Raw genomic sequence first — 12,386 nt, forward strand, 5'->3', positions numbered from 1 at the left:
CCATGAAAATCATCGGTCTGACAGGCGGAATGGCGGCGGGGAAAAGTACAGTCGCCGCTCTGTTTCGTCGGGCCGGTGTGCCGGTTTTTGACGCGGACGCTGTTGTACGGACCCTCCAGGGGCCAAGAGGAAAGGCGCTCCCCGCCATTGCCCGCGTCTTTCCTGTTGCAGTGCAGGGCGGCGTTCTGAATCGTATGGCTCTGCGTCAGGCTGTGGTTGGAAATGTCGCCGCGCTTCAAGCGTTGGAGGCCATCATGCATCCGCTTGTAAAAGCCGAGCGCGGGAGGTTCCTGCGTCACTGTCGTGCGCGAAAAGAACCGTTCTGTGTCTTGGATATTCCGCTCCTGATGGAAATCGGGGAAGACCGGAAATGCGATGTGGTGGTGGTGGTTGAGGCCCCAATGGCAACACGCCTGTCCCGTATTCATCAGCGCGGGAAAACGGGTGCCAGAATGAGCGAGGCACAAGCACGTTCCTTTATCGCACGGCAAATGCCGGACCACGAACGCAGACGCCGGGCACACATCGTGATACGAACCGGCCTTTCCCGTGGATCTGCTGCCCGGCAGGTTCGCGCTCTTTTGCACCGTCTGCGCGAGGCTTCATGAAACGCTCGATCCTGTTCGATACGGAAACCACAGGCTTTGACCCGGATCAGGGCGATCGCATCATCGAAATCGCGGCCATCGAACTAATCGATGATCTGCCGACGACCAATTATTACCACGTTATGGTGCACCCTGAGCGCGACATTCCGGCCGAGGCTACGAAGGTGCATGGTTTTCGGATTGAAGATCTGGAGGGTGCGCCGAAGTTTCCAGAAATCGCAGACGGATTTCTGGAGTTTATCGGCGATGCCCCGATGATCGCGCATAACGCGCGCTTCGACTTCAAATTCGTGAACGCCGAGCTGCAAAAATGTGGCCGCGCGCCGCTGGATTACGCCAGTCGTGCGATCGATACTGTCGAAATGGCGCGCAAAAAATATCCGGGTATGCCCGCCAGCCTTGATGCGCTGTGTCGCCGCCTCAACATCGACCTGTCCCAGCGCGGAACTCATAACGCTCTGCTGGACTGCAAATTGCTGGCGGAAGTGTATGTCGAACTGATGGGCGGCCGCCAGCGCGGGCTTGGACTGGCTGGACCTTCACGGAGCCGCAGTATTGCAGAAGCGGGCAATATGCTCGCAAACCGGACCCCACGGAAAATGGCGCTTCCGAGTGCAGAAGAGCTGGCTGCTCATACAGCTTTTGTGGACGATCTGAAGGACCCAGTGTGGCGTCGCGACTGATGAAGATCCTGTTCATCACATCCAACAGGCTTGGCGATGCCGTTATTTCCACCGGTGTGCTGGATGCTCTGCAAAAACGCTATCCGGCAGCTGTATTTACCGTTGTCTGTGGACCGGTCGCGGCAGGGTTGTTCGAACCAAATCCTCGCTGTGAGCGGGTTATTACTCTTGAAAAACGCCGCCACGATCGACACTGGCTGGACCTCTGGTCTACCTGCGTTCGAACGCGCTGGTTTATGGTCGTGGATCTGCGGGGTTCCCTCCTCAGCCTCACGCTCCGAACGCGTCGAAGGTTGATCGTTCAGGGGGGGCGTCGGGACGGACGCAAGATCGAGCAGCTTCGTGATGCGCTTGGCCGTCACAAAACCCCGATGCCGCGTGTCTGGACGTCCAGACAGCATGACAAAACTGCAGAAGACCTGCTTGCGGGTGGCCCCTGGCTGGCTTTGGGGCCAACGGCGAACTGGGATGGCAAAATCTGGCCTCCAGAGCGATTTGTCGCGCTTGCTGAGGGCCTGCGTCGTCAGGGGATGCGACCTGTTCTGTTTTATGGGCCGGGAGATGCCGAAAAGGAACGGGCCAAGCCTGTTCTGGAAGCGCTCCCGGAGGCGCTGGACCTGGGCGGAGACAGGTCTCTCGGAGAGGTGGCAGCGCTCCTTGCTCGTTGTGCGCTCTTTGTAGGCAATGACTCAGGCCTCATGCATCTGGCCGCCGCTGCCGGAACGCCTACGCTTGGTCTGTTTGGGCCCTCCCGTATGTCCGAATATGCTCCGTCGGGCACTGAAGCGTTCGCGATCGCGGCTCCCGGGCCGGAAGGGAAAGCCTCGTTGGAGGATCTGACGGTCGAAGCCGTTCTGGATGTCGCCAAAGCCATTCTGGCAGGAAATGCCAACACCTTCAGGACGTGACCTTGAAGCGCTGCTCCGCATGGCCGATAGAGAAAGTATGAGCGTTTCTTTCCAGCCTTCGCCTATGGTGTCGCCGTCTTTTTCCGGGCGCAAAGCCAGAGTGGCCCATGTCATGGCGGGGTCGGCACGCGGCGGGGCGGAACTGTTTTTTGAGCGCCTTTCCATGGCTCAAACCCAGGATGAGCGTTCCGTTCGCGCCCTGATTCGCCATGATGCAGCGCGGGAAGATCGTCTTCGTGCCGCTCGCGTCGACACACATACGTTCAAATTTGGTGGCGCTCTGGATGTCAGAACGCGGTCGCACTTGCTCCGGAACCTGCATGAGTTTCAGCCTGATGTCGTTGTGGCCTGGATGAGCCGTGCGGCGCGCAAACTGCCGACTGGTCCCTGGCGGACAGCGGGGCGTCTGGGCGGATATTACGATCTGTCCAATTATCGGCGCTGCGAGCATCTGATTGGGAATACGCGTGGTTTGGCAGATTGGATGAAAGCCCAGGGATGGCCTGCGGATCGCGTTCATTACCTACCAAATTTTGCGACAGATTTTGCGTCTGTGACGCCGGTACGCCCGGATTTCCTGCCTCCCGATGTTCCGTTTGTGCTGGCTCTAGGGCGCCTGCATGAAAACAAGGCGTTTGATGTTCTGATCCGTGCCATGACCCGTCTGCCAGGCGTGCACCTCGTCATTGCGGGGGAAGGTCCGGAGCGTGCGATGCTGGAAGCGCTGATCCGAAGCGAAAATCTCTCAGACCGTGTTCATCTTCCGGGGTGGGTCGCGGAGAGTGGGCCATGGTTGCGGGCCTGTGATGTTATGGTTTGCCCATCGCGGATCGAGCCGCTTGGAAATGTCGTGATTGAAGGTCTTTCAGCAGCGGTGCCTGTTGTCGGAAGTGCTATTCAGGGGCCTCAGGAAATTCTTTCCGGGACCGACGATGGCCTTCTTGCTCCCGTTGAGGATGCTGAAGCCCTCTCTGCCCAGATCGGAAATATTCTGGAAGATAAAGCTCTTGCCCTGCGTTTGCGACATAATGGTCGTGTCCGGTTCGAGCGCGAGTTTGCACAGGATGTTGTGATGGCCCGCTGGTCCGAATTTCTGGACGGAGAGCTGACCTGATGTGTGGAATCGCCGGTCTGTCGTGTCTGCCCGGAAAAGCGCCTGATAAAGCCGCGCTGGAACGAATGTCTGCTGCGATTTTTCATCGTGGGCCGGATGGGGAAGGGCGCTTGGATCTTACGGGCGCCGCGCTGAGACATCGTCGTCTGTCCATCGTGGATATTGCTGGCGGAACCCAACCCTTTCGAGTTGGGAATGCGGCGTTGATTGCCAATGGAGAGATTTACAACGATCCGGACATTCGCAGTACGTTTCCTGCTGATCGTTTTCAGACCAGGAGCGATTGTGAGCCGCCTTTGCACCTCTGGCTGAGAGATGGAACGGGTTACACGCACGAACTGCGTGGCATGTATGCTATCGCCGCCGTTGAGAACGAGCAAGGCCAGCACGAAATGCTGCTGTCCCGCGATCCGTTCGGCATCAAGCCACTTTATATTGCGGAATACGAAGGTGGAATCGCTTTCGCCTCGGAGGCGCAGGCTTTGCTGGCCGGAGGATTTGGTGTCCGGCGGGTCAGGAGCAAGGCGCGGAATGAACTGCTCCAGCTTCAGTTCACAACCGGGCAAAAAACAGTTTTCCCGGGAATACGGCGCTTGTTGCCGGGTGAAACCCTGCGGATTGTGGATGGGCGAATCGTTGAATCGCGTCGTCGCCACGCTTTGCAGGAAGCCACGGAAACCATCCCCACTGACCTGACGGACGAGCAGGCTCTGCGCAGGCTAGATGCCGCCTTGACCGACAGTGTTCATGCGCACCTTCGGGCCGATGTTCCTCTGGGACTGTTTCTATCGGGCGGAATTGATAGTTCTGCCATTCTCGCTGCCGCTCATAAACTCGGGCTACCGCGCCCCATGACCTGGACGGCGCGCTTTGACACTGGAAAAGCGGACGAATCTGCCGATGCAGCAGCATTGGCGGCTTCGGTTGGTGCAGATCATCATGTTCTGACCGTCACAGAAGCAATGGTCTGGTCCCATCTGCCTGCCATTGTGGCCTGCATGGATGATCCTGCGGCAGATTACGCGATTATTCCAACGTGGTTTCTGGCGCAGGAAGCGCGCAAGGACGTCACTGTGATCCTGAGCGGCGAGGGGGGAGATGAACTCTTTGCCGGATATGGGCGCTATCGTCGGGCCATGAAGCCGTGGTGGCGCGGCGGAAGAGGACCCTGGCGTTCGGGCACGTTTGGTCGTTGTGTGCCAGGACAGGGGCGTCAGTGGCGCGCTGGGCTCGCGGCCATGGAACTGTCCCAGCGTTTGACGGGGCTTCCCGCAGTGCAGGCGCTTGATATCGCCGAATGGCTCCCGAATGATTTATTGCTCAAGTTGGACCGCTGCCTGATGGCGCATTCTGCTGAGGGACGCACACCGCTGTTAGACCCTGTTGTGGCCAAGGCTGTCTGGTCTCTCCCGGATCATTTCAAAGTGCGGGATGGATACGGCAAGTGGCTCCTGCGTCGGTGGCTTCAGGATGCTCTTCCACAGGCAAAGCCGTTTGCTCCAAAGCAGGGTTTCACCGTGCCTGTTGGGCCCTGGATCGAAAAGCAGTCTCAACGACTGGGTCCGATGGTCGCACAGCAGTCCTGCATCCAGGACATTATGGCCTCACAAAAGGTCGAACGTATTTTCTCAACAGCGACACAGCGCGGTCACGCCCGGCAGGCCTGGACGCTGTTGTTCTACGCTTTGTGGTTTCGACACCATGTTGAAGGCATTCCGGCTGACGGAGATGTTTTCGAGACACTTTCCCGCTCTTGCTAAGCGCGGTTTCCATCAGACTAACAAGGACAGACTATGCATTACGATCTGATTATCCGGGGTGGCCGCTGTGTACTCCCATGGGGAGAAGCGGAGGCCGATCTGGGTGTCCGAAACGGCCGCATCGCTTCTTTGTCCGTTTCACATGACGATGAGGCTGACAGGGTCATTGATGCGACAGGGCTGCATGTTCTGCCTGGCCTGATCGATAGCCATGTTCACCTGCGTGACCCCGGAAATGCCGCGGTGGAAACCCTTGAAACCGGAACGCGCGGGGCGGCTCTGGGCGGTGTCACAACGGTTTTTGACATGCCGAACACCTCACCCAGCGTGACGGACAAGGCGATGCTGGACTGGAAGCGCGAGCACATCAGCAAGGTCGCTCATGTTGACGTCGGAATGTACATTGGGGCGACCCGTGATAACACACCCGACCTTGCCATGCTGGAGCAGCAGCCAGGGGTTTGTGCCATCAAGGTTTTCGCTGGGTCTTCCACCGGCAACCTGATGATCGAGGACGACGAAGGTATCGAAGCCGTCATGCGTTCCGGCCACCGTCGTGTCTGTTTTCATTCCGAAGACGAATACCGCCTGCAGGCACGCAAGCCGATGTTCCATGAAGGCCAGCCTTACGCCACACATAGTGTCTGGCGGGATGTGGAATGCGCGTTTCTGGGAACGCGCCGCATCATGGCGATTGCCCGCAAGACGGGGCGTCCTGCTCATATCCTCCACACATCTACAGCGGAAGAGCTCGCCTATATGGCTGATTTCCGGGATGTTGCAACGGTTGAAGTCTTGGTCAATCACCTCACTCAGGTTGGCCCGGAATGCTACGAAAAGCTGGGTGGCCTTGCCGTGATGAACCCGCCTTTGCGGGATCGCTATCACTACGATGCGAGCTGGAAGGCCATCCAGGATGGTCGCGTCGATGTTGTGTCTTCAGATCATGCGCCGCATCCATTGGACGCAAAGAAACGCCCATGGCCGAATTGCCCGGCTGGTCTGACAGGTGTGCAGACTATTGTTCCGGTTATGCTTGATCATGTGAATGCAGGCCGTCTGTCTCTGGCACGTCTGGTAGATCTGATGTCCGCTGGGCCAGCCCGCGTCTATGGGCTTCAGACCAAGGGCCGCATGGCTGTCGGTTTCGACGCCGATTTCACGCTTGTGGACATGAAGGCTCAGCGGGAGATCACCAACGACTGGATCGTCTCTCCTGCAGGATGGACACCATTTGACGGTACGCATGTAACGGGTTGGCCGATGGCAACCATCGTTCGTGGAACGGTGGTCATGCAGGATGATGAGGTGATTGGTGAAGCGACGGGACGGTTTGCCAAATTTGCGCCTTGATCGGGGCGTAGGGCGCGCGACGCTTCGACCATGAAAGAGAGTTTTATGATTCGCCCCGTTGCCGCGTTCTGCGGTCTGTCCCTTCTGTCCGCGCTTGCATTTGGAACAGCAGGAGCCGCCGAATCCGGCTGGAGTGCACCGAAATGTGGTGCCGAGCCGGAAGCTCCAGTCGTGAAGGCCGGGACCGTTGCCCAGTACAACGAGAGCGTGGACCGTGTGACAGCCTATGAGAAAGAAGCGCGAGCTTACAATGCATGCGTTTCCGGGCAGGCGAACCGTGAAGAGACTGCCATCAGCCAGGAAGCTAGCGCGAAAATTTCACGGATTCATTCTGCCAGTGCGGCCGTCCAGACTCACATCGCAGGGTCATTTCAGAAGCTTTCCTCTGAGTTGACTGCTGCGGGACGCAAGCTCGGACATCACTGACGGGTTTTCACTGGCCCATCCGCACCTGATTCTGTTGTGGCGTTAGAGAAGTCGGGCCTTCATAGGTCTGGCGCGCGACATTCGGCATCAGGTCCGGCCTTGCCCAGCATTCCGTGCCCTCAAAACTGGTGGTGCAGTATGGCTGGGGCGGGGGTGGCCCAACCGGACGGGAGCAAAAGCTTTCGTCATCATACAGATAGGCTGTATTGCAGTCTTTTCCGGTGATGGCAGAGGCAATCCGGTCCGGCGCGCACCCGGCGAGCGCGCAAAAGACTAGAACCGACAATAGAAGAAAAGCTGGGTTTTTCATGTCCGGCAGCATTATCCGGCAGGGGTTAAGGAACCCCTAAATTGGTGGCCGGTTTCTTTTGGTAACAGCTTCTCAAGCGAAGCGTTTGCCGCAAACGTGCGGCGCCTGTATGGTTCCGCAAGAACTTTACAAGACCGATCCAGCAGGGGACCAGGTGGCGGACGATTTCATCACAGAGGTGAACGAAGAAATTCGGCTTCAGCGCCTACGGGCAGCTGCGCGCCGATGGGGTGCTGTTGTGGCAGGTGTTGTCGTCGTGGGAGCGATTGGCGGCGGTGTCTGGGAATGGCAGAATCACGCCCGGAAGCAGGCCCAGCAGGCTGCATCAGCCCAGTATTTCAATACATTGGAGACGCTGGCTGATCCCAAGCACGACAAGGCTGTCACACAGAAAGCCGAAGCCGCTTTTCAGGATCTGGCAGATCATGGGCCTGTTGGCGTGCGGTCTTATGCCGCCCTGCGTCTGGCAGATCTGAAGATGCAGGATCACGATCTGGCCTCTGCTTTGAAGGCTTGGAACAGTGTCTCTTCCGATTCTGTCGTCGAGCCTGCCCTGAAGGATATGGCGCGTTACATGGTTCTGAATGCTCAGACCAATACGGCAGACCCGAAGACGTTACGTCCCGGCTATGAAGCGCTTGCGCAGAATGGGGGTGCCTGGTCCGCTTTGGCTCAGGAAGGTCTCGTCGCTCTGGATCTCCGTCCAAACGCAACGGCTGACCAGCAGAAAGAGGCTCGCCGCCTTCTGACGCAGATTGTTGGAAGTGTATCTGCACCTGAAGGGGCTCGTGCACGGGCACAGGCCCTTCTCGAAACCTTTGGAGACGCTGGTTAATGCGCCGTCCTGACCGTTTTTCTGCGTCTATGAACCGCCGCTCGATGCTTCGTGTTGCCTGTTCTGGCGCCGCTCTGACCGCGATGGGCGGATGCAGTCTGTTCAACGATGATGAGAAGCCCATGTTGGCTGGCCATCGCGTTGACGTGCTTTCCACTGGTGCGGGTCTGACCGTCGATCCCGACGATCATACGCCCATCACACTGTCTGCACCGCAGTCCGTGACGGAATGGCTTCAGCCTGACCGCACGCCGGACCATGTTGCGGTTAATGCCGTCTGGAGCGGGTCTAACCTCAAGTGGAGCCGTTCCATCGGCGCCGAGGTGAACCCGACGAGCTTCCTGTCCATGGTGGCGATCATGCCGAACAGCCGCGGGGCCATTCAGTCCCCTCCGGTGATCGGAAATGGTCGGATTTTCACCACGGATGCACAGGGCGTGGTGAAGGCGTGGACGTGGCCGGGCATGAAGCAGCTCTGGTCTCATCAGCCAGCTCCCCGAAAGTCCCGCTCTACCAATATTGGTGGCGGCGTCGCACTTGATGGAGAGACCCTCTACATTGTGGATGGCGTTGCGCAGGCATTGGCCGTCGATGCTGCCAGCGGCAAGATCAAGTGGACTGTCGATCTCGGCACACCCGGTCGATCTGCTCCTACGATTTCTGATGGTCTTGTTGTTTTCGGGACGATTGACGAGCGTCTTTATGCACTTGAGGCTGCCACGGGCCGACAGGTCTGGACGTATCAGGCAACGGGTGCGGACACCGTCATCTTCGGTCAGGCTGCCCCGGCTATCGTAGATGGTGTGGTTCTGGCAGGCTTCGGCAGTGGCGACCTCGTAGCCCTCCGTGCGGCTTCCGGTGAAATGGTGTGGAGCGATAGCCTTGGCGGTGCCAACGGTATGGGCGCCATGCTGGATTTCTCCTGCATCCGCGGGGCTCCGGTCATCAAGGACGGCACGGCGTATGCCATTTCCATGTCCAGCGTTCTTGTGGCTGTGGATATGCGCTCCGGACGTCGCTTGTGGGAGCGCGAAGTCAGTGGCCAGACGCCCCTGACAATCTGCGGGGACTGGATGTTTGTCCTGTCCACCGATCAGCAGCTTGCCTGTCTGGACCGTCTGTCCGGCCACGTACGCTGGATTACCCAGCTTCGCCGCTTCCGCCGACAGGAAGTGCAGAAGGACGCCATCCAGTGGGTGGGGCCTCTGCTCGTAAACGGCAAGCTGGTCTGTTTCTCTACCCTGCCGCAGGAAGGCATGGTGATTGTTGATGCCGTAACCGGCAAAATTGAATCGACCCGTAAAACCACGGCTCCATGCCAGGTTCAGCCGATCGTCTGTGACGGTCTGGTTCTGACGCTGTCCCAGGATGCTGTTCTGCGGGCCTATGGCTGAACGAATGACCTCTGAGAATCTGCCCGTAGTTGTTATTGCCGGGCGCCCGAATGTCGGGAAATCCACTCTTTTCAACCGGCTTGTCGGGCGTCGTCAGGCGCTCGTCTCCGATCAGCCCGGTGTGACGCGTGACCGTAAGGAGGGCGAAGCCCACATGCGTGGTCGCCGCATCCGTGTGATTGATACGGCGGGCCTCGAAGAAGCTGCGCCGGACACGCTGTTCGGTCGTATGCGTGCATCATCCGAATCTGCCGTCTCCATGGCAGATCTGGTGCTGTTCTGCATCGACGCACGCGCCGGTATCACGCCAACTGACGCTCATTTTGCCAACTGGCTGCGTCGTCAGAACCGTCCGGTTCTGCTGATTGCCAATAAGGCAGAAGGGCAGGCTGGGACCAATTCCGCACTTGAGGCCTACTCGCTGGGTTTGGGCACGCCTCTGGCGCTGTCTGCCGAACATGGTGAGGGCATTAGTGACCTCATGGGAGAGATCGTCGATCGTCTTCCCGGTGCGCCGAAGCAGGAGCGCCGTCGTCGCCGTGACGAGGAGCCGGAAGAGGGTGAAGAGCCTGAAGAACGTCCGGCTGGCCCACTTCATCTGGCGATTGTTGGGCGCCCGAATGCAGGCAAATCCACGCTTCTGAATTGCCTTCTCGGTGAAGAGCGGATGATCACCGGCCCCGAAGCCGGTCTGACCCGCGATTCGATTTCCGTCGATTTGCATGACGAACACGGTCCGATCAAGCTTGTTGATACGGCAGGGATGCGTAAGCGTGCCCGCGTTGAGCAGCATCTTGAGCGCATGTCTGTTTCCGCCTCTATCGAAGCGCTGAAAATGGCAGAAGTCGTCGTGCTGACGATCGATGCCACACTGGGTGTGCACGAGCAGGATCTTCAAATTGCCCGTCTGATTGAGAAGGAAGGCCGCGCCTGCGTTCTGGCTCTCAATAAGTGGGACGCTGTTGAAGATCGCGTTGCCACACGTCAGGCCATTTCAGACCGGATCGAGACGTCCCTTGCTCAGGTTCGTGGCATCCCGGTGGTAACGTTTTCGGCGTTGACCGGGGCAGGCGTTAATCGCCTTCTTCCGGCGGTGCGTAAGGCCTATGAAGTCTGGAATTCGCGCGTCACGACGGGTGAACTGAACCGTTGGTTCGAAGCAATGTTGGACCGTCACCAGCCGCCTCTGGTTGATGGACGCCGCCTCAAGCTGCGTTATATGACGCAGGTGAAGGCTCGTCCGCCGACATTCATTCTTTTCGGTACCCGAGCAGAAATGCTGCCTGATGCGTACAAGCGCTATCTGGTGAACGGGCTGCGCGAGACATTTCATATGCCTGGTGTGCCCATTCGCATCCAGCTTCGCGGGACGACAAATCCTTACGCGGACAAGTAAGAGCTGTTTTTTTGTTCCGTTATGCAATGAACGCATAGCGGAACAAAATCGCTTTACCGGACTGCAAAACTCCCCATTTTCGTATACCTAATCCCCTGCCAGCCTATGGCGGTGCATGGTGTTCGGCCCTAGAAAGGCCGCCAAGCCCTACGTCAGGCCTGAGTTAGAGATGAGGATTACAGATTATGGTCGGGATTGCTGCGGTTCGCAGTGAAGGCTCCTCAGGAGAGTCTCAACGCAGCACGGCGCGCGCCACGGCATTGGGTATCATGGCCGCTCTCGCTGGCCTGATGTTCGGTCTCGATACCGGCGTTGTTGCTGGCGCCTTGCCCTTTATCGCTACAGATTTCCACGCGAGTGATGCCTTGCAGGGGTGGATCGTATCCTCGATGATGGCGGGGGCGGCGTTCGGCTCTCTTGTCGCTGGACGGATTTCCAGCCGTTATGGCCGGACAGGAGCCATGCTTGTGGCCGCGGTTTTGTTTCTTGTGGGAACATTACTGTGCGCGCTGGCGCCTTCGGCTCTGGTGCTGATTATAGGGCGCGTTTTTCTGGGGCTTGCTGTCGGCTTGGCTGCGTTCGCCGCTCCTCTCTACATCTCTGAAATCACGGTGGAATCTGCTCGCGGGTCCATGATTTCATTCTATCAGCTCATGGTCACGCTCGGGATTTTCCTGGCCTTTGTGTCTGACAGTCTGCTGGCAACAGGTCAGCATTGGCGCTGGATGCTGGGGATCATGGCCGTTCCTGCCACGCTGTTCCTAGGCATTGTTCTGATTCTGCCGCACAGCCCGCGTTGGCTGATGATGCAGGGACGCAAGGACCATGCGCGTCGTGTGCTCAATAGTCTTCGATCTGACGAAGAAGTGGCAGAAGCTGAACTCGCCGATATCCAGGCTCGTCTTCACAAAAGCAGTGACGCTGGCTTGGGTCTTTTCCGGAGCAACCCCAATTTCCGTCGCTCTGTCTATCTTGGAATGCTGCTGCAGGTCATGCAGCAGCTCACGGGTATCAATGCACTGTTGTATTACGCGCCACGGGTCTTTCAGGCCGCTCATTTCGGGGTTAACGCGTCCATCTGGGCCACGACACTCGTTGGTCTGACGAACATGATCCTGACGGGTGTTGCCATTGCCTGCGTGGACAAGTGGGGGCGTCGTCCGCTGCTCATTCTAAGTTGTGCAATTGCAGGGTTTGCGCTCCTTGGCGTGGGCGCATTGCTGGCGGTCGGGGCTTCAAGCTTTGAGGCACAGATTGCACTGTGTGGATTTGTTCTGTTGTTTGTCGCCGGATTCGCTATTGGAGAAGGCCCGCTGGTCTGGACGCTGTGTTCTGAAGTTCAGCCAACGCGCGGACGTGATTTTGGAATTGGCTGCTCAACGGTTACGAACTGGGCTGCAAACTGGGCCATTTCTAAGACTTTTCCCATGATCATGGTGGCTATGGGCGCAGCATCAACATTCATTATGTTTGCAGCGTTCAATGGACTTTTTGTTCTCGTCACGCTCATGATGGTTCCGGAAACAAAAGGTGTTTCTTTGGAGACGATTGAGGCCAATCTGTTTTCGGGCAAGAAACTTAGAAATCTGGGACGTTAAA

Annotated in this window: 12 protein-coding genes; 11 read left to right on the plus strand and 1 reads right to left on the minus strand. The window is 58.0% G+C overall.

All coding sequences use genetic code 11. The annotated features are described in order from the left end of the window. Nucleotides 1–2: 2 nt before the first annotated feature. Genes coaE through KP702_RS03255 form a run of 7 tightly spaced genes read left to right on the plus strand, consistent with a single transcriptional unit; the run spans nt 3 to nt 6,852 of the window. Complete coding sequence (coaE, locus tag KP702_RS03225) at nt 3–608, plus strand: dephospho-CoA kinase (RefSeq protein WP_202206628.1); 606 nt, start codon at nt 3–5, stop codon at nt 606–608. Beyond that, the gene (gene dnaQ / locus KP702_RS03230; protein WP_202206629.1) at nt 605–1,291 is read left to right on the plus strand and encodes a DNA polymerase III subunit epsilon; all 687 of its coding nucleotides are present in this window, start codon (nt 605–607) and stop codon (nt 1,289–1,291) included. Before coaE ends, dnaQ begins: the two co-directional genes overlap by 4 nt. Beyond that, a complete protein-coding gene (locus tag KP702_RS03235; protein ID WP_215768549.1) occupies nt 1,291–2,199 on the plus strand; it encodes a glycosyltransferase family 9 protein in 909 nt (302 codons plus the stop codon). The genes dnaQ and KP702_RS03235 overlap by 1 nt, the downstream gene beginning before the upstream one ends. Before the next feature lie 37 nt (nt 2,200–2,236). Beyond that, nucleotides 2,237–3,313 (plus strand): glycosyltransferase, encoded by a 1,077-nt coding sequence (locus KP702_RS03240; RefSeq protein WP_252348495.1) that lies wholly within the window; start codon nt 2,237–2,239, stop codon nt 3,311–3,313. Next, nucleotides 3,313–5,073, plus strand: a complete 1,761-nt coding sequence (gene asnB / locus KP702_RS03245; protein ID WP_215768486.1) for an asparagine synthase (glutamine-hydrolyzing) — start codon at nt 3,313–3,315, stop codon at nt 5,071–5,073. The genes KP702_RS03240 and asnB overlap by 1 nt, the downstream gene beginning before the upstream one ends. 33 nt (nt 5,074–5,106) lie before the next feature. Further along, on the plus strand, nt 5,107–6,426 hold the full coding sequence (locus tag KP702_RS03250; protein ID WP_215768487.1) for a dihydroorotase: 1,320 nt from the start codon (nt 5,107–5,109) through the stop codon (nt 6,424–6,426). A 45-nt stretch (nt 6,427–6,471) separates the two neighbouring features. After that, nucleotides 6,472–6,852, plus strand: a complete 381-nt coding sequence (locus KP702_RS03255; RefSeq protein WP_215768488.1) for a hypothetical protein — start codon at nt 6,472–6,474, stop codon at nt 6,850–6,852. Between the two features lie 7 nt (nt 6,853–6,859). On the opposite strand, the gene KP702_RS03260 is transcribed toward KP702_RS03255, so the two are convergent. Next, nucleotides 6,860–7,162: a hypothetical protein gene (locus KP702_RS03260; protein ID WP_215768489.1), complete on the minus strand. Its 303-nt coding sequence runs from the start codon at nt 7,160–7,162 to the stop codon at nt 6,860–6,862. Nucleotides 7,163–7,316: 154 nt separating this feature from the next. Here KP702_RS03260 and KP702_RS03265 point away from each other — a divergent pair, with 154 nt between their 5' ends. The 4 genes from KP702_RS03265 to KP702_RS03280 all read left to right on the plus strand — a co-directional run bounded on the left by KP702_RS03265 (nt 7,317) and on the right by KP702_RS03280 (nt 12,385). Then, the gene (locus KP702_RS03265) at nt 7,317–7,997 is read left to right on the plus strand and encodes a tetratricopeptide repeat protein (protein ID WP_373687827.1); all 681 of its coding nucleotides are present in this window, start codon (nt 7,317–7,319) and stop codon (nt 7,995–7,997) included. Further along, a complete protein-coding gene (locus tag KP702_RS03270; RefSeq protein ID WP_202206635.1) occupies nt 7,997–9,391 on the plus strand; it encodes a PQQ-binding-like beta-propeller repeat protein in 1,395 nt (464 codons plus the stop codon). The genes KP702_RS03265 and KP702_RS03270 overlap by 1 nt, the downstream gene beginning before the upstream one ends. Before the next feature lie 4 nt (nt 9,392–9,395). Beyond that, complete coding sequence (der, locus tag KP702_RS03275) at nt 9,396–10,787, plus strand: ribosome biogenesis GTPase Der (RefSeq protein ID WP_046899857.1); 1,392 nt, start codon at nt 9,396–9,398, stop codon at nt 10,785–10,787. 185 nt (nt 10,788–10,972) lie between these two features. Continuing rightward, nucleotides 10,973–12,385: a sugar porter family MFS transporter gene (locus KP702_RS03280; protein ID WP_202206636.1), complete on the plus strand. Its 1,413-nt coding sequence runs from the start codon at nt 10,973–10,975 to the stop codon at nt 12,383–12,385. Nucleotide 12,386 lies beyond the last annotated feature (1 nt).

The organism is Gluconobacter sp. P5B12 (genome assembly GCF_018812035.1).
In the GTDB taxonomy this organism is placed as follows: Bacteria; Pseudomonadota; Alphaproteobacteria; order Acetobacterales; family Acetobacteraceae; genus Gluconobacter.